The sequence below is a fragment of the Microbacterium sp. genome (assembly GCF_047607225.1).
GTDB lineage: Bacteria > Actinomycetota > Actinomycetes > Actinomycetales > Microbacteriaceae > Microbacterium.
On the sequence record NZ_JASGDO010000039.1, the window covers coordinates 14367 to 37033 of the forward strand.

Genomic DNA, 22667 nt, shown 5'->3' on the forward strand with positions numbered 1-22667 from the left:
CCGCGCGGAGCCCCGACCGCCGTGCGCCTGGCTCCGCCCCGCTACGCTGGGGCCCCGTGATCTCCCCCGCGCGTATCGGCATCGTCGTCACCGACAACTACACCGAGGAAGACCCTGACCACGACACACCACTGCTCGTAGCTGCACTCCTCGAGCGCGGCGCAGAAGCGTCGGCGGTGGTCTGGCACGCGGGCGACGATCCCGCCTCTTGCGACCTCCTGGTCCTCCGATCTCCGTGGGACTACCCGGATCGTCTCGACGAGTTCCAGGACTGGCTCACACGCGCGGCGGCCTCGACCCGCGTCACCAACCCGCCCGCGATGGTCCGCTGGAACCTCGACAAGACCTACCTCAGCGAACTGGCCGCGGCGGGCATCACTGTCGTCCCGACGCGCTACTGCGGTACGGCCTCGGAGGCGGAGCACGCGCTCAGCGAGGCACCGTCCGCACGCGTGGTCGTCAAGCCCACGATCTCGGCCGGTGCTCGCGACACCGGGCTGTTCGAACGGACGGATCCCGCCGCGCTCGCTCTGGCGGAGCGGATCGTCGCCCGCGGCGGCGTCGCGATGGTCCAGCCCGAGATCGCCGAGCTCACCGACGGCGCAGAGAAAGCGCTGTACGTGATCGAGGGCGAGTTCACTCACGCCATCGCGAAGGGGGCACTTCTGGCTCCGGGCGGCGGGTTGATCGGCGGCGTCTACGTCGAGAATCCACAGCCGGTGCCGGCCACCCCCTCAGAACGCGCCTTCGCCGCCGAGGTGCTGCGCGCCGTCGCCGCGATCACCGGGGAGGGAATGCCCCTGTACGCCCGCGTCGACACGGTCGACAGCGCGGAGTTCGGCCTCGTCGTCCTCGAGGTCGAGCTGATCGAGCCGGCCCTCAACCTGCACCGGGCCCCCGGGGCGATCCCCGCGGTCGCCGACGCGATCCTGCGCGCCGCCTCGCCCGCCTGACCCGCACGGACGGCGAGCGGAACTGTTGACGGCTCGCCCCGGCGAAGCTATCGTCGTCCCTCGTGTCTGCCTCTCGCCTGCCCTCTCGCGCCCGTTGCGGCGCTGATCGGCGCGCGGTCGAGCTTCGGTCGTTCCCAGGGAGCCGTGCCTCCGCCACGGCATAGCCCGCGCCGGTCGGCCTCCGACCTGCGCATCCCTTTCCCGACCTCGACCCAGAACACGCCATCATGGACACCTCTCTGTGGAGCGACGACCAGTTCCGCTCCTTCTTCGCGGCCCTCCGCGACCACTCCTGCTTCGCCGAGCCCGACGACACACAGCGGGACGCCTTCCTCGCGCAGGCGCGTCGGCGCGTCGCACCCGAGGTGCAGCGCCGCCTTCTGGCCGACCTCGGCGCCACGACGGACCCCGACGGCATCGCCCGCGTCGCCTGGGAAGCGCTCGACGACGAGGCCTGGGGCAAGCGGCGCTCGTGGCTGCTCGTCTCGACCGACCCGTGGGGCGTGCTCGTCGACCTGGTGACCCGACAGATCCGCGACTCCTACCGGGCCAGCGTGCGGCGCCCCGGCGCCAAGGCGTGGAAGGAACTCGCGCGCGCGAACGACGACGCACCCGGCGGCGCCTGAGCCCAGACCCGTTAGTCGAGGAAGTAGGCCGGATCGAACTCGTCGATCGGGATGATCCGAACGCGGGGCAGCTGAGCGTCGAAGGCGTGCACGTCGTACTCGAGATCGAAGAACTCGACTCCGGGGATGCTCGCGAGCTCCGCACTGCGGAACTCCTGGAACCCGATGAGCCCGATCCGGCGCGTGCCGTCGGCGAGCGCGGCCGTCTCGGCGACGAAGTCCCGGTCATGGCTCACCAAGACGACATCCGCGTCGCGCTCGCCGAGCGTCCGCAGGGTCCGCTGGATGGCGATGTCGACCACCTTGGCATCGGACGGCCCCGACAGCGGCACCGGACGATAGCCCAGGGCGAGGAGCGCCTGCACGAATGACATGGGCAGGTGGTCGGAGGCGTTGAGGAAGAACAGCCCCTTGGCGGGCTGGCGCCACCGGTCGGCGACGAACCCGAGCAGACGATCCCACCGGGGGCGCTCCTCCGGCTGCGGGCGGCGCCCGAGGATGGAGCCGCCGAGCGTCGCGTCGATGTTCTCGCCGTCGACCAGCACCCAACTGTTGCGCTCGGACACCGCTGCTCCCTGCTGTGTTCTCAGAACCGGATGCTCTTCACACCCGACGACGGATCGGTCGCGTCGCTGGGGCCGACGCTAGCAGGTCGCGGCGATGCAGCCCGAGGCGTCAACCGCGGACGGAGTGCGGGGCCCCGTCGACGCGAGTTCGGACGCGGGAGTTGACGATGCCGAGCAGCAGGACGAGGGAGGCCGCGCCGACGGGGAGCAGCATGGCGACCTGCGCCGACGCCGCCTCGGCCACGGCGCCGGTGACCGCGGCGGCGATCGCCTGCGCGAGCGTGAGCGCCGATCCCAGCAACGTCATGGTCGTGGCCGACCTGCCTGCGGGGCTACGCTCCCCCGCCAGACTGAACAGCGTGACCAGCGTGGGCCCGACGCCGAGCCCCATGAGACACAGCATGACGGTGACCGCACCGAGGTCGGTCGCGAGTGCGTAACCCGCCGCCGAGGCCACCAGCACGCCACTGAAGACGAGCCATCGCCACGACAGCCGGAACCGGGCGGGCAGCAGCATCACCGTGAGAGCCAGCACAGCAGAGCCGATCCCCATGAGGCCGTACAGCAGTCCCGACAGCTCGGGGCGTCCGCTGGCCTTCGCGAACGCGGTGAGGGAGGTCAGGGTCGAGCCGAAGAACAAGCCGACGCCGAAGGTCGCCGCCACCAGCAGCAACACGGGTCCGCTGAGCACGGCGCTCAGGGGTGCGCGCCCGGCGGCGGGGTGCGGACCGCGGTCGACGAGCGCAGCGGTGGAATGCAGGGCGAAAGCGGTGACGAAGGCGAAGCTGAGCGTCGCGGCGATCGCGATCGGCGCCCACGGAGCGAAGAGTGCGGCGAGCAGACCCACGAGGACCGGGCCCACGACGAACGCCGTCTCGTCGGCGGCCGACTCGTACGACATCACGCGGGAGAGCGTGCGCTCGCGGCGCGGCTCGGCGATCCGCTCGCGTGCGATCGCGATCAGCCGAGTGCGCGACAGCGCCGCCGCTTGGGGGGCGGTCAGCCCGATCAGCGCGCCCGCCGCGAGGATGGCAGCGTCCGGAAGGCCCGAGAGGACGACGACGGGGAACAGGCTCAGCAGCACCCCGTTCGCGATGCCGACGGGAAGCAGCACGGGCCGTTGCCCGAATCGGTCCACGAGGTCGCCGATGAGGGGCCCCGCCACGACGACGCCCACGCCGACGGCACCCGATGTCAGGCCGGCGAGCGCGACCGAGTCGGTCGCGGACGACACGAGGGTCAGGACGCCCACGACCATCATCGCGAACGGCAGCCGTGCGAGGAAGGCGACCGGAAAGTAGCCCCAGCCGGTGTGGTGGATCAGGGAACGATCACGCGTGATCGTCGTCATAGGGTGCCTCCGGAACAGTCGGCTCGTCGTCACGTGCCGCCTTGCTCCCACAAGCAGGTAGATGCACCTCTACGTCCGCCGATCGGCGGACTCCACTCGATTCTAGCGGAGCCTCCTGCCGCCGCCCCGTGAGCCCCGTGAGCCCCCGGGGCCTCGAGCCGAGGTGCGGGAGAACAGCCCGGCCGTCACCGCGTGCAGCAGCGGCACGACCGACAGCGACATGAAGACGATCCCTGCCACGGAGTCGGCGGCTTGGAGGATCGCCCCGGCCACCAGGAGCGCGGCGAAGACGACGGCCGACACCACCCGACGCACGGCGAGGTCGAGTCGATCCAGCTTCCGCTCGACGGCCGGGCTCTCCACGCGCAGTCGCCCCTCTTCGGCGCGGGTCACGAGCGCGTCGATCTTGCCGGGCAGTCGTGCCGCCGTTCCCCCGAAGGACACGACGCGCGAGACCACGTCGCGCACCACTCCGCGGGTCTCCTCGGCAAGGAGCCGCTGCGCGTAGGGGTCGACGGCCTCCCAGATGTTGAACGTCGGATCCAGTGCGCTGCACAGCCCCGACGTGAGAGACATGGCGCGGATGATGAGCAGGAAGTCCTCGGGGAACTGGAACGGCAGCGAGCGCATGACCTCGCCGAACTCGTCGGCGAACGCGCGGAACTCGCGTGGATCCACCTCCTGCAACTCCGCGAACCCCATGCCGCCGAAGCGCGCGAACAACTGCGTGAGGGCGTGCTCGAGATCGGCGGTCTCGGCCGTCGGCAGCAGCACGCCGACTTCCTGGATGGCCGCCACGAGTCCCGCGCCGTCCCGCGCGGCGACCGCGAGGACGAGTCGACGAAGTCCCCGTCGCAGCCCGTCGGGCACGTGGCCCATCATGCCGAAATCGATGAACGTGAACCGCCACGCAGGATCGTCGCCCGGCTCCCCCGGGGTGACGAAGATGTTGCCGGGATGCGGATCGGCGTGGAAGAAGCCATCGCCGAAGAGCTGATCGAACATGACCGCCGCGAACTCCGCTGCCACCTCCGCGGGATCGATGCCGGCCCGGCGCAGGGAGGCGACGTCGTTCACCTTGATGGCGGTGACATCGGCGAGGGTGAGGACACGCCCCGTCGTGCGTTCCCATACGATCTCGGGCGCCGCGACACGCGGGCGGTCGGCGATCTCGGTGGCGAATCGCTCGGCGTCGGCCGCCTCGTGGAGGTAGTCGATCTCCGCGTTGCTCGTGGTGGCGAACTCTTCCACGAGGGCCGGCATGTCCACGCGGTCGGAGACGATCCGCACCCGGTCGAGCCACCGCGCGACGCGCCGGAGGGCCGCCAAATCGACGGCGACGATGCGATCGATTCCGGGGCGCTGCACTTTGACGACGACCTCGTCGAAGCCCGAGAGCCGTGCGTCTTCCTCGGCGAGTCGTGCGCGATGGGCCTGACCGAGCGAAGCGGCGGCGAGCGGGCGCTCGTCGACCCACGAGAAGGCCCGCTCCAGCGTGACGCCCAGTTCCGCCTCGGCGAGAGCGCGGATCTCCGGGAACGCGACCGGCGGCACCTCGTCCTGCAACTGTTCGAGCTCCCGAGTCACTTCCGGCGGAAGGACGTCGAGCCGTGAGGAGAGGAACTGGCCGACCTTGATCATGAGCCCGCCGAGATCCACCGCCAATCCGCGGAAGCGCTGGGCGGTGTGCTGCAACCGCCGCGCGCGTGTGCGCTCCGCGACGCGTCGGAGTCCCACACGGGGAAGCGCGAGCTCGTACCACCACGTCTGCACGATGGCACGCGCGGCGAAGCGGAGGATGCGGCGGTACCGCGCACGGCCGTCGGGAGACGGCGTCTCCCCGACAGCCACGCGAGAGCCGCCCCGTCCGCGCGCGGGCGACGGTGAATCGGGCCGGGCCAAGAGCGCGCTCAGCCCTGCGCAAGGATGGCGTAGAGCTTGCGCCGGGCCTCGTCGATGACCTCGACGGCCTCCTGGATCTGCTCCGGCGTTCCGGTGCGCCCCACCTGCATGGCCGCCTGCGCGAGGTGGGCGCCCGCCTTCGGCAACGCGCCGTGGCGATGCGCCTGGGGATCGGCCGCCGCGTCGCCGGAGGTTCCCTCGGCGCTCGCCCACGGCCGGTCGGTGTGCTCGGACTCGGTCCGGCCGGCCGGGGTCAGGGAGTAGGTCTTGCGTCCGGCCGACTCCTCGACCTCGATGAGCCCTTCGTCGGTCAGCAGCTGCAACGTGGGGTACACCGAGCCCGGGCTGGGCTTCCACGATCCGCCGCTGCGTTCTTCGATCTGCTGAATGATCTGGTATCCGTGCATGGGCTGCTCGGCGAGCAGCGACAGGATCGCCGCGCGGACGTCGCCGCGACCGACGCGCGTGCCCACCTTCTGCCCGAAAGCCTGCCCGAACCCCTGACCGAAGGTCTGCTCGAGGCCCTGCCTCAGCTGGCCGAGCGTGTCCCACAGTTCCTGCGGCATGCCGGCACCGAACCCTTGGCCTGAAAAGCGCCCTGTGAAGCCGTCACCCATGTGTGTGCGATCGTTCATGTCGTCCTCCAACGATATATCGAGCGATACTCGACGATACATCGCGCGAGTGGCCGCGCCGAGGGTCGCCGGGGTGCTCACAGCCAACCCGAAGCATCACCGGGACCAAAACCCTCCTCCTTCGCGTTGTCCCCGATGACCTGGAAAACTGATCGACGACGAAGGAGCCCACCATGACCGACGACGGCAGCATCACCCGCATCCCCGGCACCGAGACGGCGGTCCTCGCCGGCGGATGCTTCTGGGGAATGGAAGACCTCATCCGGCGCCAGCCCGGCGTGCGCGACACGCGCGTCGGATACACGGGCGGAACCAACGACCACGCGACGTACCGCAATCACCCGGGCCACGCGGAGGCCGTGGAGATCGTCTTCGACCCCACCGAGACGACCTATCGCGACATCCTCGCGTTCTTCTTCCAGATCCACGATCCGTCCACCCTCAACCGCCAGGGCAACGACATCGGCACGAGCTACCGATCGGCCATCTTCCCGCTGACCCCCGAGCAGGAGAAGGTGGCACGCGAGACGATCCAGGACGTCGACGCCTCCGGCCTCTGGCCGGGGAAGGCGGTGACGACGATCGAGCCGGCCGGGCCCTTCTGGGAGGCCGAGCCCGAGCACCAGGACTACCTGATCCGGTATCCGAACGGCTACACGTGCCACTTCCCGCGCGCGGGCTGGGTGCTGCCGCGACGGGCGGAGTCGACGGTCTGAGCCGGCTCGGTCTCAGCGCGCGGGGCGTCTCCGCACGGCGATGATCCCGCGCGCGACGGCGCGCCACCCGACGAGCAGAGCGAGGAGCGTCCCGGCGGCCACCAGGACGAACGGCAGTGCGACGCCGTGGCCGGTCAACGCCCGCACGATGAGCCCGCCGACGAGCGTGACGACCCAGACGACGGCCCCCGTGCGCAGTGGAGCGGCGGGGGCCCGCCAGACCCGGCTCACGAGCCAACCCGCCGCGAGGGCCAGCAGGAACGGGCCGGCGGTGCCGACCAGCCCTGCCCAGACGTCGGAGTCGTGGCTCGCGCGTCCCACGGCGGCGAAGCCGACCACGAGCACGAAGTCGGCGAGAAGGGCCGCACCGACGGCCGCTGGCGGAGGAACGCTCATCGCCGCGCCGTGAGGTCGGGTGCCAGGGCCTCACGCTCGTCGAACACGAAACACTCGCCGTTCCAGTGGGTACCGCCGACGTGCTCGAAGTAGCCGAGAATGCCGCCTTCGAGCTGATAGGCGTCCACCCCGTGCTCCCGCAGGTACAGGGCGGCCTTCTCACAACGGATGCCGCCGGTGCAGAAGCTCACCACCGTCGTCTCGGCCAGCTCGGCGGCGTGGCGCCGGGCCGCCTCGGGGAACTCCGTGAAGCGCGACAGTCGCCAGTCCTGCGCCGACGCGAACGTTCCGTAGTCCACTTCGAACGCGTTGCGGGTGTCGAGGAGGGTCACCCGCCGACCGTCGTCGTCGTGCCCCTGGTCCAGCCACCGACGCAGGGTCTGCGGATCGACCGCGGGTGCGCGGACCTCTGCGGGACGGATGGTCGGGCAGTCCATGCGGATGATCTCCGGCTTCACCTTGACGATCATCTTCCCGAAGGGCTGATCCTGCGACCAGCTCTCCTTCGCGGTCAGTGCGGCCATCCGCGGATCCGCACGGAGCTCGGCGAGGAAGTCGCGGACCGCGGTGGGATCACCGGCGAGGAAGAGGTTGATGCCCTCCTCGGCGAGGAGGATCGTCCCCTTGAGACCTGCCGCGACGGCGCGATCTCTCAGCCGCGGACGGAGCTCTTCCCGATCGGGCAGAGCGGTGAACAGGTAGGCCGAGACGTTGAGGACGTCCACAAGGTCACCCGCGCCAGAAGGCGCCCGCGGCGCGGGAGAGCGCGGCGAGATCGAACGTCCCCGCCAGTTCGCGCGCCGAGTGCATCGACAGCAGCGGGATACCCACGTCCACGGTGCGGATACCCAGTCGGGTCGCCGTGATCGGGCCGATCGTCGAGCCGCACGGAACGGCATTGTTCGACACGAACTCCTGGCTCTCGACGCCGGCGGCGGCACACCATCCGTGCCACGCCGCGGCGCCGGCGCCATCGGTCGCGTAGCGCTGATTGGCGTTGATCTTGAGGATCGGCCCCGATCCGAGCACCGGCTGGACCACGGGATCGTGTTTCTCGGGATAGTTGGGGTGCACCGAATGTCCCACGTCGCTCGAGACGCACCAGGAGTCGGCGAGGGCCCGCAGCTGCTCCTCGCGATCGGCGCCGAGCCCCAGCTGGATCCGCTCCAGGACCTCGGCCAGGAACGGCCCCGCCGCGCCCGACCGCGTCGCCGATCCGACCTCCTCGTGGTCGAACACTGCCAACACCGCGATGTGAGGGTGATCGTCGTCGAGCTCTTCGAACGCGACGAGTCCCGCGTGTACCGACGCGAGGTCATCGAGCCGGCCGCTGGCGAAGAACGCGCCGTCCTTCCCGAAGACCGCCCCGCGCGCCGCGTCGGCCGTGACGATGTCGTAGCCGCGGATGCGGGATGCATCGACCCCGGCGGTCGCGGCGACCTCGGCGAGGAGGTCGGCGGAGTCGGGCTCCCCGACACCCCACACCGGCTGGGTGTGGCTCTGCGTGTGGAGGGCGAGGTGCTCGTTGGCCTCTCGGTCGAGGTGGATCGCGAGCTGCGGCAACCGCAACAGCGGCCCTGTCGCCGCGAGCACGTGCGTTCCGTCGTCGAGCACGAGCCGGCCCGCCAGTCGGAGCTCCCGATCCAGCCACGAGGTCAACAGAGGTCCGCCATAGATCTCCACCCCGGCCTGCAGCCAGCCGTACCGGCCAGTCGTGGGCTGCGGCTTGAGCTTGAACGCCGGCGAGTCGCTGTGTGCGCCGAAGACGTGAAATCCCGTTCGCGCGTCGGCGTGACGCGGAACGGACCAGGCGATCACGGCACCGTCCCGCACCACCAGGTTCCGCGAACCCGGGCGCACGTCCCACGCGTCTGCTTCGTGGAGCGCGGAGAACCCGGCCTCGACCAAGCGCCGGGCGACCTCGGTTGCGGCGTGGTAGCTGGAGGGTGAGGCCGCGACGAAGTCGGCGAGGTCCTCCGCATGACGGACATCGGTGTGCGAAGAGGTCATGCCTTCAGCCTATGCCGCGACGGGGATCCACCGTCCTGGAGGATGCCTCTCCGCGGCACGCCGAGGAGCGCTCCCACCGCCGCCTCCCTGCGGTCCTCGATGGAGCGCTCCCAACGCGAACTTCGCCACGATACCGCTGATCAAGCGCGGTATATAGAGGGCTTGTCTTGCTTCTTGGGAGCGCTCTACATTCCCGAGGCACAGCCCTGTCCCCCCGGGGCTGGTCGCGGCCCGTGAGCGTCGCGATCGTTCGAGAGAAACGGACCGGCGAAGATGCGCGCCTCCACAAGAGCCCCCCGTTCCCCCCAGGTCAGACCCTCCAGACAGCGCGGTTCGCGGCTGCATCGTCGCGTCGCTGCGGGCGTCGTCGCCGGCCTCTTCCTGGCGTCGGCCACACCGGCGGCAGTGTTCGCCGCCCCCGGTGATCGGAGCGAGGCCGAAGCCCTCATGCTGTCCGGGGGCGGGCTGATCGATCTCGACACGATCGCGCAGCTCCAAGGGCCGTACAACGCCTACACGCCCGGAGCCACCGACAACGTGCCGATCGACGTCGACGCGCTCGGCCTCATCGACCTGGGCCTCGGAGTTCAGCTCTTCGGAGGGAACGACGTTCTGACGCTCGGCGCCGTGGGTCAGTACGCCCGGACCGACGCGTCCGGATCCTTCGCCTCGGCGGGCCTCATCGGCGCGAACGGTGCGATCCAGGCGGGCACCGGGGCGGCAGGCGAGAACGCCACGCTCGATCTGGGCCCCGTCCTCTCGGCCGTCGGCGTCCAGGCGCTGCTGAGCGACCTCCGGCTGGAACTGGGCGCTCTCTCGGCGTCGGCCACTGCGACACGCGGCAGCGCCGTGACCACCGAGGGCGATTATCAGATCGCCAGTGGAGAGCTCACCCTGACCTCACCGGTCCTCAGCGCCGTCGCCGCCGACCTCGACGACACTCTCGACGACGCGAGTGCGGCCGTCAACGCGGTCGCCGGCACAGGCGGCACCATCGCCTCGACCGTCAACGGACTCTTGGGAGGGATCGAGGACATCCTGGGCGGCCTCCTGGCCGGTGCCGTCTCGCTGGACAGCCCGGCAGTGACGGCGACCGTGAACGCGAACCTCGGCGCGGCGCTCGACGCCGTGGCAGAGACGCCCTTCGCGTCGGGACCCGTGACCCTCACCCTCGGAACGGGAACGATCGTCATCGACCTCGACGAGCTGTACGCGCTCAACGCTCTGGGGCCCAACACGCCGATCCTCTCCGACCTCGCCCTCAACCCGACGATCGCCGAGGCCCTGAGCGACATCCTCACCGAGCAGCTTCCGACGGCGCTGACCACCGCGGTGCGCGACGTGCTCAACTCCACCACCCTGACGGTGGGCGTCACCGCCGGCGTCGAGCTCGGCGTGCCGCCCCTCGCGGCCGATGTCGGCGACCTGGCGCTCACCGTGACAGGGAGCCTCGGCGGCTTCCTCGCGCTGACCGGCTCGGCCGCTCCGACCGTCTCGCTGGCCGGTACGAACATCCTCGGGCTCCCCGTGGGGACGCTTCTGACACCGATCACCTCGTTCGTCACCGATCAGCTCGTCCCCTCGGTCGGTGGAGTGATCGAGGCCGCGCTGGATCTCGACGGGCTCGAGGACGACCTCACGACGCTGCTCACGTCCACCGTGACCGCGCTGCAGCCCGTCCTCGGCGCCGTGAACCAGGTCATCTCCCTCACGGGCAATGTGAAGGAGGAGGACGGCGACTTCCGCGACCCGGCCGGAACCGACGCGGGTTCGTTCACCCAGCGAGCGTTGAGCATCGTGGTCGCTCCGCTCCTGGGAGGAGCGGTCACGCTCCATCTCGCATCGGCGACGGTCAACGCGGTGCCGCTCGACGCCCCCGGCGGCCTCGCGATCGATCCGGACCGCGGCCCCGTTGCGGGCGGCACCGAGGTGACCATCACCGGTGACGGTCTCGACGACGTCACCGAGGTGCTCTTCGGCGACGAGCCCGCCACCTCGTTCACCGTCAACCCCGATGGCACGATCACCGCGGTGAGTCCGCCGGCGACGGCGCCGGGTACCGTCGCGGTCACCGTGACGAACCCCGACGGCTCCGACGACTCGCTCGATTTCGAGTACTTCGAGCCGACGCGTGTCGACGGTGTCGACCCCGACAGCGGCACCACGGCGGGCGGCACCTCGGTGACCATCACGGGTGTCTGTTTCACGGGAGCCACCGATGTGCTGTTCGGCGCCACCCCGGCGACGAGCTTCACGGTCGACAGCGACACCCAGATCACGGCCGTGACACCTCCGGGCGCCGAAGGGACCGTCGATGTGACGGTGGTGGGATCGGCGGACTGCGGCGACGGGACACTCCCGGACGGCTTCACCTATGTGGTTCCGGGAGCCCCCGTCCTGACCTCGCTCGACCCGGACAGCGGGCCTGAGACCGGCGGCACGGTCGTCACGATCACCGGCACGGACTTCACGGGCACCACGGCCGTGACCTTCGACGGTGTTCCTGCGACGAGCTTCACGGTCGTGAGCGACACGGAGATCGAAGCGACCTCCCCGGCTCACGCGCCGGGCACGGTCGACGTCGTCGTCACGAACCCGACCGGCGCCTCGGCCGGGCTCCCGTTCACCTTCCTCGTGGTGACGGGGGTGGATGGGGTGGATCCGGGTAGTGGTCCGGAGGCCGGTGGCAACACCGTCACGATCACCGGCGTCTGCTTCACGGGTGCCACCGACGTGCTCTTCGGTGACGTGTCGGCCACGAGCTTCACGGTCGACAGTGACACCCAGATCACCGCGGTCGTGCCCGCCGGCACCGGAACCGTCGACGTCACCGTCGTCGGAACCGGAACCTGCGGCACGGGAACCCTCCCCGACGGCTACGAGTACGTCGCCCCGCCCACCGTCACCGACCTCGACCCGACGAGCGGACCCGAAGCCGGCGGCACCGTCGTCACGATCACCGGCACCGGGTTCACCGGCGCCACCGGAGTCACCTTCGACGGCACCCCGGGCACCGCCTTCACGGTCGTCAGCGGCACCGAGATCGAGGTCACCACGCCCGCCCACGCCCCCGGCACGGTCGACGTCGTCATCGAACACCCCGGCGGCGACACCGAGGCGGGCGAGTTCACCTACCTCGCCGCACCGGAGGTCACCGGCCTCGACCCGACCAGCGGGCCTGAGACCGGCGGCACCGTCGTCACCATCACCGGCACCGGGTTCACCGGCGCCACCGGAGTCACCTTCGACGGCACCCCGGGCACCGCCTTCACGGTCGTCAGCGACAGCGAGATCCAGGTCACCACCCCCGCCCACGCCCCCGGCACGGTCGACGTGATCGTGGAGCACCCCGGCGGCGACACCGAGGCGGGCGAGTTCACCTACCTTCCCGTCACCCACGTGGATGACGTGGAGCCGGGAGTCGGGCCGGAGTCGGGTGGGACGACCGTGACGATCACCGGCTCGTGCTTCACAGGTGCCACCGACGTGCTCTTCGGTGACGTCTCGGCCACGAGCTTCACAGTCGACAGCGACACCCAGATCACGGCGGTGGCTCCTCCCGGAGTCGGCGTGGTGGATGTCACCGTCGTCGGCACGGAGTGTGGGCCGGGAACCCTGCCGGGCGGCTTCGAGTACACGAGCGCGCCGATCATCTCCGACCTCACGCCCTCACGTGGACCGGCCTCGGGCGGGACCCTGGTCACGATCACGGGCGCGAACCTGAGCGGTGTCACCTCCGTCACCTTCGACGGAGTCGACGCCACGGCGCTGCAGATCGTCAGCGACACCGAGCTGACCGTCCGGACACCGGCGGGGACGCCCGGCGTGGTCGATGTGGCGGCGATCGCCCTGACCGGCACGAGCGACCCGGGCACGTTCGAGTACTACGCGACGAGCTCGGATCCCTCAGATCCCTTGCCTGCGACCGGCGCACGCTCGACGGCCGACCTCTGGGCCGCCGCGGGCCTGTTGCTGATCCTGGCGGGCGTCGGCGTGGTCCTGCGCCGTCGACGCTCGGCCTGATCCCCCGGGGAGAAGGAGGGTGGGGCCGTCCCCCCAGACAAGGCCCCACCCTCCGTCGAGCGGGGCGTCGCTGCACGGGGCGTCGCTGCACGGGGCTTCGGCGGTTAGCATGCTGGAGTGGCGGATCCGATCGACGACATCTCCATCGGCGGCGACATGATCCGCCTCGGCCAGTTCCTCAAGTTCTCCGGACTCATCGATTCCGGTGGGGACGCGAAGGAGGCGATCATCGACGGCCATGTGCGGGTCAACGGCGAGGTCGATCGGCGGCGCGGTCGCCAGCTCCACGACGGGGACCTCGTCACGTTCGACGCACGGACCGTCCGCGTCCGCGGATGAGGACCGCTCCACCCCCGACCGGATCGGTCAGCGCGTGACCGCCTCGGGATCGGCCACGAACTCCCCCATCAGCGCGTAGGCGTCTCGCGCCTCGCGCGTCCAGAAGGCGCCGGGATAGACGTGGAAACCGTCTTCGGCCACGACGAGCCGCACCCGCGTGCCCGCGGACCGCCATCTCTCCGCCAACGCGACGACATCGTCGTGGAAGACGTCGCGACCGCCCTGGAAGAGGAGTGTCGGCGGAAGTCCGGCTCCGCCGTCTCGAAGCGGACTGAGCTGCGGATCCTCCAGCGGCAGACCTCCCGCCCACGCGACGGCTGCCGCGCGGAGGCCTGTGCACCGCAGCGTCGGGTCGCGCCTCTGACGAGACCACGCACCCGGGTTCGTCATGCCCACCTCCACCCACGGCGCAAGGAGGATCAGCCCGTCGGGCATGCGGCGTCGACCGTCGCGGAGACGAAGCGCCAGCGTCGCAGCGACGTTGCCACCCGCGGAATCGCCCACCACGAACAGTTGCCTCGTCGTCGCGCGCGCGGCCACCTCGTCGTAGACGGCATCGACGAACGGACGCGCGTCGTGGATCGTCTGCTCCGGGGTCAGTGGATACTGCGCGATCGTGATGGCGGCCTTCGTCTGCTCCTGCAGCCGCCGGATGATCCACCAGTGCGCACGAACGAGGGGATGGACGAAGGCGCCACCGGGGAAGTAGATCAGCTCGCGGTCCGGGTGGTGGTCCCGCGGTCGCCACCGGAAGACGGTGCGCCCGCCGATCGTGCTCTCCGTCAGCTCTCCCGATGACACCGCGTCCGCCGGTGGAGGGGCAACGGAGCGCACCGGATCGACCCGGCGCAGATAACCGGACCCCGAGAAGTCCCGCCGCGACGCACCCGAGACGAGCCACAGCGCGGCGGCGGTGAGGGTCATGAGAGCCGACACGGCGCCACGCTAACACGCCGCGCACGCGGCGCCTCTGGTCCGGGCCTCAGGCGCGTACGGCGTCGGCGATGGGGGTCTCCCCGTTGTTGAAGGAGATCGTGCGGCCCGAGGCGGTGGGCTCGTCGATCACGGCGGCGATGACCGCGGCGACGTCCGCCCGGCTCACCCGTTGCGACGACGACGCGGAGACGTCCACGCGACCGGTGGGCGCGTCCATAGTGAGCGCCGACGGGGCGAGGATCGTCCACTCCACCGCACTCGCGCGAAGATGCGCGTCGGCCGCCGCCTTCGCCTCGGCATACGCGAAGAAGGGATCGTCGGGATCGATGCCGTGATCGGCTCCCGCACCGAAGTACGAGACCATGATGTAGCGCGGAACCCCGGCCGCCGCGGCCGCATCGATCGAGCGGATGGCCGCGTCGCGATCGACCGCGTACGTCCGCTGCGGGTCTCCACCGCCGGCACCCGCCGACCACACGACCGCGTCGTTTCCGCTCACGAGGTTGGTGAGCTGGTCGACGTCGAGAGTCTCGACATCGGCGACCAGGGCTTGTGCTCCCGTTGCTTCGACGTCGCCCACATGAGCGGCGTTACGGATGACGGAGGTCACCGTGTGACCCTCCTGGACGAGGAGGGGAGCGAGCAGGAGCGCGACCTTTCCATGCCCTCCGATGATCAGAATGCGGCTCATGGTGACTCCTCGCTGTCGTCCGGATCGTCCTCGGTCCAGCCTAGGCGCCACCCCATCGAGCCGGGTCGGATGCACTCCGCACCAGACCGCTCAGTGCGAGACCGCGACCACCGCCACTCCGCCCAGGACGAGGACCACGCCCATGACCTGCACGGGAAGGAGTCGTTCCTTCAGCACCCACCACCCCAGCACGGCGGTGACGGCGGGGAACACCGACGCGCATACGGCGACGACGGAGAGCATGCCGGAGTCGCTCGCGACCGCGAAGCAGAGGTTCGCGACGAACCCGAGGAGCCCGATCGCGACGATCCCCACGAGGTCCCGGCCGCGCGCCCGCGGCACCACGCGCAGCATGGCGAGCGCGACGAGGTAGAGGCCGAGGGTCACCAGGACATTGGCCAGCAGCGTCGCGGAGATGTCGTGCGCGCTCCCCCACGCCACGGCGAGATTGTTGGTGCCGAACCCCGCTGCCGCCACGAGGGCCAGGATCACCGGCTTCACGCCGCCGCCGCGTCCTCGGCCGCGCAATTCGGGTCCGCTGGCGCACACGGATCCCACGACGGCCACGATCATCCCGATCACGAGCAGTGCGCCGGGGGCATCTCCCCCGACGAGGCCGGCGGCGACGGGGACGAGCACCCCCAACGCCGAGATCGGAGCGACGACGCCCATGGTGCCGATGGCCAGAGCCCTGTAGAGCGCGGACACTCCCACGGCCGCGCCCGCGCCGCTGAGCGCTCCCCATCCGTAGGCGGGCAGAGCGTCGGGACCGATCGGCTCCAGCAGCACCCGGGGGACGACGGCGGCCGTGGCGACGAGCTGCGAGAGGACGAGCACCGTGATCTGTGCAACCCTGCGTGAGAGCACCCCTCCGAGGAAGTCCGCGACACCGAGGAAGAGCGCCGCCAACAGGGCGAGGGCCGCCGTCACGAGGAACGCTCGCGCGCGGCCGTTCCCACGAACGTCTCGACGGTCCGGGGGCGCGCGTCCCAGCCGAGCCGGGCGGCCAGTCGCATGAGTTGCGGCGGCTCCACGCGCGCGGCACCGATCACCTCGGACTGGGCGAACACCTCTTCCGGGGTGCCGTCGGCGCGCACCTGCCCCTGCGTCATGACGACCACTCGATCGAACTGCTCGACGCAGAAGTCCATGTCGTGAGTGATGGCGACGACGGTGCGACCTTCGGCGCTCACCTGCCGCACCACGCGCGAAATCATCTCGACACCGCGGGCGTCCTGCCCGGTGGTCGGCTCGTCGAGCACCAGCACGGGCGTACGCATCGCGAGGACACCCGCGAGGGCAACGCGCTTGCGCTCCGACAGCGACAACTGGTGGGGGTGGCTCTCCGCCTCCGCCGCCAGGCCGACCGTCTCCAACGCCTCCAGGGCCCGCGCACGCGACTCGACTTCGTCGGCGCCGAGGTTCTTCGGCCCGAACATGACGTCGGCGATCACCGTACGGGCGAAGATCTGCTCGTCCGGATTCTGGAACACATAGCCGACGAGCGCGGCCATCTGGGCGATGGTGCGCTCGGACGTCGTGTGCTCCCCGACCGTCACCCGCCCGCTCGTGGGAACGAAGATGCGGTTGAGATGACGGACCAGGGTGGTCTTCCCGGCCCCGTTCTGCCCGACGATGGCGACGCGCTCGCCCGCACCGATCGACAGGCTGACACCGCGCAGCGCCTCTGTCCCCGAGGGGTAGGCGAAGCGGACGTCGTCGAAGACGATGGCGGCGCCGGTCATGATGCGACCGCCCCTCCGAAGAACGCCGCCGCTTCGTCGAGAGAGACCGGCAGCTCGCCGTTCCCGGGGACGATCCCCAGGCGCTGCGCCCCTCGCGCCGCGAGGGTGAAGCGGGTCTCCCCGATCCCCCACTCGCTCATGCGCGGGTCGGCCAGGATCTCCCGAGGCCCTCCCACCGCCGCGATCGTCTCGCGAGCGATGACCGCGACGCGGTCGCAATGCTCGCGGAGCAGTTCCACCTTGTGCTCCAGCACGATGATGGTGCTCCCCGCGTCTCGCAGCGAGGACAGCACGTCGAACACCATCCGCGTCCCCGCGGGGTCCAGCTGTGAGGTCGGTTCGTCCATCACGAGCACCGGCGTGCGCAGCACGACCATCGAGGCGATCGCCACGAGCTGCTGCTGCCCGCCGGACAGGTCGTAGGGCGAGGCGTCGAGGAGATGGGTGATCCGCAGGAGCTCGGCGGCGGCAGCGACACGCTCGGCCATCTCCTCGCGCGGCACCCCGAGGTTCTCGAGGCCGAACGCGATCTCGTCGCGCACGGTGTACTTGGCGCCCGAGATCTGATTGAACGGGTTCTGGATGACCAGCCCGACCTTCGCGACCGCATCGGTGAGCTTGAGCTCGGAGACGTCGGCCCCGTCCACCTCCACCCGGCCGGTCAACTCGCCGCCGTCGACGTGCGGGATGAAGCCCGCGATGATCTTCGCCAGCGTCGTCTTGCCGGCCCCCGACGCGCCGACGACGCCGAGGACCTCGCCGCGATCGACCTGCAGATTCACCTTCTCGAGCGCGAAGTGCTCCGCGTCGGGGTAGGCGTACGAGATGTCCGTGAGAGTGATCACAATGCTCCAGTCACGAGAGGAAGGACGATGGCGGCGAGGCCGATCACCGGCATGGCCCAGCGGACGATCCGCTGCGTCGTCGTGTCGGGGACCGGCGTGAGTGCGGTGCGCTTGGCGGTGGATCCGAAGCCGCGCGCCTCCATCGCGGTGGCCCGCTCCTCCACGTCGGTGAACATGCCCAGCACGAGGGGCGCCAGCAACGGCATCATCGCTCCGATGCGACCCCGCACGCCTTTGCCAACGGCGAGCCCTCGCGCCTGCTGGGCGAGGAGAATGCCGTTCGCCCGGTCCTGGAAGGCGGGGATCAGCTGCAGAGTGGAACTGATGATGTAGCTGAATTTGGGCGACATGCCCCGCTCGGTCAGCGCCGAGAGAAGATCGCCGGGGTGGGTCGTCAGAACGAAGAGGATCGAGGCCAGGACGAGGCAGACGATCCGCGATCCGATCCCGAGCGCGAACATCAGCCCCTCGGTCGTGAGAGCGAGAGGTCCCCACTCCCAGAGCGCGGTGCGTCCGCCCGGAAAGGTGAGCCCCTGCACGACGAAGAGGACGAGGACGATCGGCAGCAGGATCGTGACCCCCATCCGGGCGAGCCGACCGCCGCAGCCGGAGACGACGGCGGCCGGCACGATCACGACGGCGACGACACCCGCCGCGACCCACCAGAAGGGGACCGCGAACACGATGACGATCAGGGTGACCAGGATCACGAGCTTGGTCACCGGGTTGAGGGCGTGGATCGGCGAGGTCCGATCCACGTAGAGTGTCGACGCCATGGCGGCTCAGCTCCGGGACTCGTCTGCCGACGCGCTGCGGCTGGTCGCGGTGACGGGCGCCTTTCCGAACACGCGGTACTGGCGAACGAAGGGGAACCGCTGCCGGAACCGGCTCGGGAGGGCGGCGAGGATGAGCACGACGATCGTGAAGGTGATCGCCTTGTCGAGGGGGTCGGAGAGGAGGCCCTGGAGCGTCGTGGCGCCCAGGAGGGACTGCCCCATGGCCTGGAAGGCTCCGACGATCGCCCCCGTTCCGCCGCCCGTCGCGCCGCCGAAGATGAACGCCGAGATCGGCGCCGACACGACGGCTGCCACGATGCCGGTCACCGCACCGGCCACCGGCGCGAGGTAGAAGCGGCGGAACATGCCGAAGCGGGCCGCGTAGCCCGCCATCACGCCGATGATCACCTGGACGACGGCGAACGGGAGGGCGATCGGGCTCAGGGTGAGTCCCCAGATGACGTTGGTGAGGATGCCGGTGACGACGCCGGCGGCAGGACCGGCGAGCGCGGCGACGAGCACGGTGCCGATCGAGTCGATGTAGACCGGCAGCCCCAGGATCGCGACGAGCTGGCCGACCACGATGTTCAGGGCGATGGCGACGGGGATCATGGCGATCGTCGCCGTCGGGAGGCGGTGGATCGATCCCGCCGCAAGCAGGATCGCTCCGATGACGTACCCCGCGATCGCGATGAGCGAGGCCTGGCTGGTGCTGCTCTGTGCCACTTCGGCGGGCTGCCCGATCACGAGATAGAGGTAGGTGGCGACGATGACGACCGAGCCGATCGCGATCAGGACGGTGTTGCGGAGCCGACGGGAGTCGTCGGTCTTCGCGGGTGCGGTGCTGAACATGAATGCCTCCTTGCATTCTTTGGGTGAGGGTGCCGGAGTTCCGGCTGTCGATGAGACGGTGCGGTGGTGGGCGGGAGGTGGCGGTGCGGTGGGACGGTGTCAGCCCACGGTGCGGGCCAGGCGCCCCACACGCTCGATCACGCGCCGGAAGAACTCCTCCGGATCGGTGTCGACGACGATGGCCGCGTTGTGCGGCCGACCCCACATGCCGCGCCAGTCGGCCACCGTCTGGCCGCGGGTGAGCGTACCCGCCAGCTCCAGGTCGACGGTCGCGCCCCGTGTCGTGGCCAGCGACGGGTCCAGCGCCACGGCAGCGGCGAACGGGTCGTGCATGTGAGCGAGAAAGCCCTGGTCGTAGGCCCGGTGGAACTCCATGTAGAAGCGCACGGCGTCGGAAAGGTGGCGGACGACGGCGTGGGAGGCCCGCGAGCGGGTGCCCTCGGGGTCCTCCGGCGAGATGATCTCTTCCGGCGTGCTCCCCGCTTCGCGCGCCAGGGCGGCGATGTGCTCGGGCTTCATCTCGATCCGCTCTGTCACGTCGAGCGCGCAGATCACCGGATGCCGTTCCGCAGGAAGACCCGAGAACGCATCGAAGACGATCTTGGCCGACTCGGGATCCACGGCGATGTTCCACTCGGTGGTCGGAAGCGTGTTGCCCGCGTGGTTGAACGCACCGCCCATGATCACGAGCCGCTTGAGCAGCGACGGCAGCTCGGGGCAGAGCTTGACGGCGAGCGCGAGGTTGGTGAGGGGGCCGGTCACGAGGCCCACGATCTCTCCGGGACGCCGGCGCACCGCGTCGATCCAGACCTCGGTGGCGTGGCGATCCGACACCGTGCGGGCGGGGGCCGGGAGTTCCGCGTGCCCGATGCCCTGCGGGCCGTGGGTCTCCTCCGTCGTCATCAGCGGCTGCACGATCGGGACTTCGGCGCCGAGGGCGACCTCGACCTCGTCATAGCCGCAGAGCTCGAGCCACGCGAGATTGTTGGTCGCGACCTGCCGGGCCGGCACGTTTCCGGCCGTGCACGTGATCGCGACGATCTCGGCCTCAGGACTGGCCATCAGATACAGGAGCGCGAGCGAGTCGTCGATCCCCGTGTCGACATCGACGATCAGGGGGGTGCGAAGTGCGGTGGTCGGGTCGGTCATCGGGAGGTCCTCCGGTTCGGGTGAGGTGAAGGGTGAGAGCGGTGCGGGACGTGCGGGGTCGAGGTCGTCAGGCGGGATGGGCGGTGCGGCGCAGGATCTCGTCGACGAGCTCGGCGGTCAGCGAGGGGTGCCGCGCCCCTCGGACGGCGACGGTCGCGGCCCCTGCCGCCGCACCGCGGCGCGCCGCCGCGACGAGGTCGTCTCCTGCGGCGAGGGCCGAGACCATCGCCCCCACGAAGGCGTCGCCCGCCCCGACCGTGTCGACACTCTCGGCAGGAAACGCCGGGATCACGCAGGCCCCGCCGTCGCGCGAGGCGACGATCGCGCCCTGTTCGCCGAGCGTGACGACGAGGTCGAGGTGCTGCCGTCGCGCCGCGTCGGCCACCGCCGTGGCGTCGCCTGCCGCGGTCAGAGACAGAAGCTCCTCGGCTTCCCCTTCGTTGACGATGAGCACGTCCACGAAGCGGAGGAGCGACTCGGCACCGGGAGTGACCGGGGCGGCGTTCAGCACGACCCGAGCTCCGGCGGCGCGAGCGGCGCGGGCGAGGTGCTCCACCACGTGCAGCGGGATCTCCAGCTGCAGGGCGAGCACATCGCCCGCGCCGACGGGGGGTTCGGGAAGCTCCCCCCACCGGTGATTGGCTCCCGGGGCGACCACGATCACATTGCGGCCGTCGGGATCGACAGCGATCATGGCCATACCCGACTCACCGGTCGTCCGGATCACGTGAGCGACATCGACGCCCGCGTCGGCGAGGTCGCCGACAAGGCGTGTCCCCGCCTCGTCGTCTCCGACAGCGCCTGCCATCGCCACAGAGACGTCGCGGGTCGTCCGCGCGGCCGCGTGGGCCTGGTTCGCCCCTTTGCCGCCCGAGGCGCGACGCACGGCGTCGGCGACGACGGTCTCCCCCGCCGCAGGGATGCGGTGCACTTCGAAGGTGATGTCGGCGTTGAGCGAGCCGAACACCACGACACGACGCGAAGCGGTCATCGAGAGCCTCCTCGGGCGCGGACACTGGCGCCGGGCATCAGAACGGTGGGCAGGGTGACGTCGGGAACCGAGGAGTCGGCCTCGATCTGCGCGAGCAGGCTCCGGCAGGCCGCAGCTCCGAGCTCGCGAATGGGCTGCGCGATCGTCGTGAGCGCCGGCGTCGTGTACCGGGCGAGCTCGATGCCGTCGATGCCGATCACAGACATCTCCTCCGGCACGCGGATCGATCGTTCGGCGCACAGCGCGAGGAATCCGATGGCGCTCAGGTCGTTCGCCGCGAAGACCGCCGTGAGGTCCGGCACCCTGGACAGGAGTTCCTGCCCGGCCCGGTGTCCGCCCTCTTCCTCGAAGTCGCCACCGGCGACGAGGTCCTCTCCCGCGGGAAGACCGGCCTCTTCCAGGGCCCGGCGCCACCCCGCGCGCCGTGCGTGAGCGACGGACAGTTCCGTCGGGCCCGCGATGTGCCCGATCCGGGTGTGCCCCGCGGCGAGGAGGTGCCGCGTGGCGTCGTAGCCCGCGGCCTCCTGGTCCACCCCTACCGTCGCGTGCACGCCGCTGTGACCTCGATCGAGCAGCACCGCGGGCGTGTCGCCGAAGAGGTGGGCCATGTCGTCGTCCAGAGCACTGGCGACCAGCAGGATTCCGTCGACCTGCTTGCGACGCAGCGCCGCCAGACGCGGCCGGAGAGTCTCGGCATCGGCAGGAGCGTCGAGGAGGAGCAACAGGAGGTCGTTCTCATCCGCGACCGACTGCACGCCCTTGACGAGCTCCGGGAAGAACGGGTTCGTGATGTCGGGGACCAGCAAGGCGATGGTCTGCGTCGACTTCGCCACGAGCGAGCGAGCGACCTCATTGCGTTGGTAGCCCAGTTCGTCGGCTGTGCGGAGGATCCGTTCCGCGGTCGCCTGCGACACCCCGACCTGGCCGTTCAACGCGCGTGACACGCTCGCGATCGACAGGCCGCAGGCCTGTGCCACGTCGTAGACCGTCACCATGAGAACCCTCGCGTCGTTGCGAACGTAAGCGCTTACTAAAGCTGACTCGGAGCATAGCGGCGCCGTCCGTCCTCCCGCAACCCTTCGTCACCGCACGGGCATGAGCGGCGCGGCGGGGCGTGGGCGGCGGGGCGTGGGCGCCGGGGCGTGGGCGGCGGGGCGTGCACAAC

At 70.5% G+C, this 22667-nt stretch carries 22 protein-coding genes; 5 read left to right on the forward strand and 17 right to left on the reverse strand.

Annotation, left to right across the window (positions count from 1 at the left end; genetic code table 11):
* The first annotated feature begins 56 nt into the window (after positions 1-56).
* Positions 57-953 carry an ATP-grasp domain-containing protein gene (locus QM591_RS07005; RefSeq protein ID WP_415130972.1) on the forward strand — a complete coding sequence of 299 codons (897 nt, stop codon included), beginning with the start codon at positions 57-59 and terminating at the stop codon, positions 951-953.
* Positions 954-1180: 227 nt separating this feature from the next.
* Positions 1181-1579, forward strand: a complete 399-nt coding sequence (locus QM591_RS07010; protein WP_415130974.1) for a hypothetical protein — start codon at positions 1181-1183, stop codon at positions 1577-1579.
* Between the two features lie 11 nt (positions 1580-1590).
* On the opposite strand, the gene QM591_RS07015 is transcribed toward QM591_RS07010, so the two are convergent.
* The 4 genes from QM591_RS07015 to QM591_RS07030 form a co-directional block, all read right to left on the reverse strand.
* Positions 1591-2145 (reverse strand): NYN domain-containing protein, encoded by a 555-nt coding sequence (locus tag QM591_RS07015; RefSeq protein WP_415130976.1) that lies wholly within the window; start codon positions 2143-2145, stop codon positions 1591-1593.
* A gap of 109 nt (positions 2146-2254) precedes the next feature.
* Positions 2255-3496: an MFS transporter gene (locus tag QM591_RS07020; protein ID WP_415130978.1), complete on the reverse strand. Its 1242-nt coding sequence runs from the start codon at positions 3494-3496 to the stop codon at positions 2255-2257.
* Between the two features lie 102 nt (positions 3497-3598).
* Positions 3599-5347: an ABC1 kinase family protein gene (locus tag QM591_RS07025; RefSeq protein ID WP_415130980.1), complete on the reverse strand. Its 1749-nt coding sequence runs from the start codon at positions 5345-5347 to the stop codon at positions 3599-3601.
* 59 nt (positions 5348-5406) lie between these two features.
* Positions 5407-6033, reverse strand: coding sequence for a PadR family transcriptional regulator (locus QM591_RS07030; RefSeq protein WP_415130982.1), 627 nt, complete (start codon positions 6031-6033; stop codon positions 5407-5409).
* Positions 6034-6206: 173 nt separating this feature from the next.
* Between QM591_RS07030 and msrA the strand changes: the two genes are divergently transcribed.
* Positions 6207-6749, forward strand: coding sequence for a peptide-methionine (S)-S-oxide reductase MsrA (gene msrA, locus QM591_RS07035; RefSeq protein WP_415130984.1), 543 nt, complete (start codon positions 6207-6209; stop codon positions 6747-6749).
* Positions 6750-6761: 12 nt separating this feature from the next.
* On the opposite strand, the gene QM591_RS07040 is transcribed toward msrA, so the two are convergent.
* The 3 genes from QM591_RS07040 to QM591_RS07050 are packed head-to-tail and all read right to left on the reverse strand — an operon-like array spanning position 6762 to position 9155.
* Positions 6762-7145 carry a DUF3054 domain-containing protein gene (locus QM591_RS07040; RefSeq protein WP_415130986.1) on the reverse strand — a complete coding sequence of 128 codons (384 nt, stop codon included), beginning with the start codon at positions 7143-7145 and terminating at the stop codon, positions 6762-6764.
* Positions 7142-7870 carry a sulfurtransferase gene (locus tag QM591_RS07045; protein WP_415130988.1) on the reverse strand — a complete coding sequence of 243 codons (729 nt, stop codon included), beginning with the start codon at positions 7868-7870 and terminating at the stop codon, positions 7142-7144. Before QM591_RS07045 ends, QM591_RS07040 begins: the two co-directional genes overlap by 4 nt.
* A 4-nt stretch (positions 7871-7874) precedes the next feature.
* A complete protein-coding gene (locus QM591_RS07050; RefSeq protein WP_415130990.1) occupies positions 7875-9155 on the reverse strand; it encodes a M18 family aminopeptidase in 1281 nt (426 codons plus the stop codon).
* A 405-nt stretch (positions 9156-9560) separates the two neighbouring features.
* On the opposite strand from QM591_RS07050, the gene QM591_RS07055 reads away from it, so the two are divergent.
* Positions 9561-13178: an IPT/TIG domain-containing protein gene (locus QM591_RS07055; protein ID WP_415130992.1), complete on the forward strand. Its 3618-nt coding sequence runs from the start codon at positions 9561-9563 to the stop codon at positions 13176-13178.
* Between the two features lie 117 nt (positions 13179-13295).
* Positions 13296-13517 (forward strand): RNA-binding S4 domain-containing protein, encoded by a 222-nt coding sequence (locus tag QM591_RS07060; RefSeq protein WP_415130994.1) that lies wholly within the window; start codon positions 13296-13298, stop codon positions 13515-13517.
* Positions 13518-13544: 27 nt separating this feature from the next.
* On the opposite strand, the gene QM591_RS07065 is transcribed toward QM591_RS07060, so the two are convergent.
* From QM591_RS07065 to QM591_RS07110, 10 genes are all read right to left on the reverse strand, one after another.
* Complete coding sequence (locus tag QM591_RS07065; protein WP_415130996.1) at positions 13545-14453, reverse strand: alpha/beta hydrolase; 909 nt, start codon at positions 14451-14453, stop codon at positions 13545-13547.
* Positions 14454-14499: 46 nt separating this feature from the next.
* Positions 14500-15144: an NAD(P)H-binding protein gene (locus QM591_RS07070; protein WP_415130998.1), complete on the reverse strand. Its 645-nt coding sequence runs from the start codon at positions 15142-15144 to the stop codon at positions 14500-14502.
* Positions 15145-15234: 90 nt separating this feature from the next.
* Entirely contained in the window at positions 15235-16074 is an 840-nt protein-coding gene (locus tag QM591_RS07075; RefSeq protein ID WP_415131000.1) for an EamA family transporter, read from the reverse strand.
* On the reverse strand, positions 16071-16889 hold the full coding sequence (locus QM591_RS07080; protein ID WP_415131002.1) for an energy-coupling factor ABC transporter ATP-binding protein: 819 nt from the start codon (positions 16887-16889) through the stop codon (positions 16071-16073). The genes QM591_RS07075 and QM591_RS07080 overlap by 4 nt, the downstream gene beginning before the upstream one ends.
* On the reverse strand, positions 16886-17734 hold the full coding sequence (locus tag QM591_RS07085; protein ID WP_415131004.1) for an energy-coupling factor ABC transporter ATP-binding protein: 849 nt from the start codon (positions 17732-17734) through the stop codon (positions 16886-16888). The genes QM591_RS07080 and QM591_RS07085 overlap by 4 nt, the downstream gene beginning before the upstream one ends.
* Positions 17731-18510, reverse strand: coding sequence for an energy-coupling factor transporter transmembrane component T family protein (locus tag QM591_RS07090; protein ID WP_415131006.1), 780 nt, complete (start codon positions 18508-18510; stop codon positions 17731-17733). The genes QM591_RS07085 and QM591_RS07090 overlap by 4 nt, the downstream gene beginning before the upstream one ends.
* A gap of 6 nt (positions 18511-18516) precedes the next feature.
* Positions 18517-19362 carry an ECF transporter S component gene (locus QM591_RS07095; protein WP_415131008.1) on the reverse strand — a complete coding sequence of 282 codons (846 nt, stop codon included), beginning with the start codon at positions 19360-19362 and terminating at the stop codon, positions 18517-18519.
* Between the two features lie 99 nt (positions 19363-19461).
* Positions 19462-20511, reverse strand: a complete 1050-nt coding sequence (locus QM591_RS07100) for a nucleoside hydrolase (RefSeq protein ID WP_415131010.1) — start codon at positions 20509-20511, stop codon at positions 19462-19464.
* A gap of 67 nt (positions 20512-20578) precedes the next feature.
* The gene (locus QM591_RS07105; protein WP_415131012.1) at positions 20579-21502 is read right to left on the reverse strand and encodes a ribokinase; all 924 of its coding nucleotides are present in this window, start codon (positions 21500-21502) and stop codon (positions 20579-20581) included.
* The gene (locus tag QM591_RS07110; RefSeq protein WP_415131014.1) at positions 21499-22497 is read right to left on the reverse strand and encodes a LacI family DNA-binding transcriptional regulator; all 999 of its coding nucleotides are present in this window, start codon (positions 22495-22497) and stop codon (positions 21499-21501) included. The genes QM591_RS07105 and QM591_RS07110 overlap by 4 nt, the downstream gene beginning before the upstream one ends.
* Positions 22498-22667: the final 170 nt, after the last annotated feature.

Bases quoted from the DNA above. Each gene is read 5' to 3' on its own strand.
- QM591_RS07020 (WP_415130978.1), bottom strand. From the start codon at position 3,496: ATGACGACGATCACGCGTGATCGTTCCCTGATCCACCACACCGGCTGG.
- QM591_RS07030 (WP_415130982.1), bottom strand. From the start codon at position 6,033: ATGAACGATCGCACACACATGGGTGACGGCTTCACAGGGCGCTTTTCA.
- msrA (WP_415130984.1), top strand. From the start codon at position 6,207: ATGACCGACGACGGCAGCATCACCCGCATCCCCGGCACCGAGACGGCG.
- QM591_RS07050 (WP_415130990.1), bottom strand. From the start codon at position 9,155: ATGACCTCTTCGCACACCGATGTCCGTCATGCGGAGGACCTCGCCGAC.
- QM591_RS07100 (WP_415131010.1), bottom strand. From the start codon at position 20,511: ATGACCGACCCGACCACCGCACTTCGCACCCCCCTGATCGTCGATGTC.
- QM591_RS07010 (WP_415130974.1), top strand. From the start codon at position 1,181: ATGGACACCTCTCTGTGGAGCGACGACCAGTTCCGCTCCTTCTTCGCG.
- QM591_RS07090 (WP_415131006.1), bottom strand. From the start codon at position 18,510: ATGGCGTCGACACTCTACGTGGATCGGACCTCGCCGATCCACGCCCTC.
- QM591_RS07040 (WP_415130986.1), bottom strand. From the start codon at position 7,145: ATGAGCGTTCCTCCGCCAGCGGCCGTCGGTGCGGCCCTTCTCGCCGAC.
- QM591_RS07095 (WP_415131008.1), bottom strand. From the start codon at position 19,362: ATGTTCAGCACCGCACCCGCGAAGACCGACGACTCCCGTCGGCTCCGC.
- QM591_RS07110 (WP_415131014.1), bottom strand. From the start codon at position 22,497: ATGGTGACGGTCTACGACGTGGCACAGGCCTGCGGCCTGTCGATCGCG.
- QM591_RS07105 (WP_415131012.1), bottom strand. From the start codon at position 21,502: ATGACCGCTTCGCGTCGTGTCGTGGTGTTCGGCTCGCTCAACGCCGAC.
- QM591_RS07080 (WP_415131002.1), bottom strand. From the start codon at position 16,889: ATGACCGGCGCCGCCATCGTCTTCGACGACGTCCGCTTCGCCTACCCC.
- QM591_RS07070 (WP_415130998.1), bottom strand. From the start codon at position 15,144: ATGAGCCGCATTCTGATCATCGGAGGGCATGGAAAGGTCGCGCTCCTG.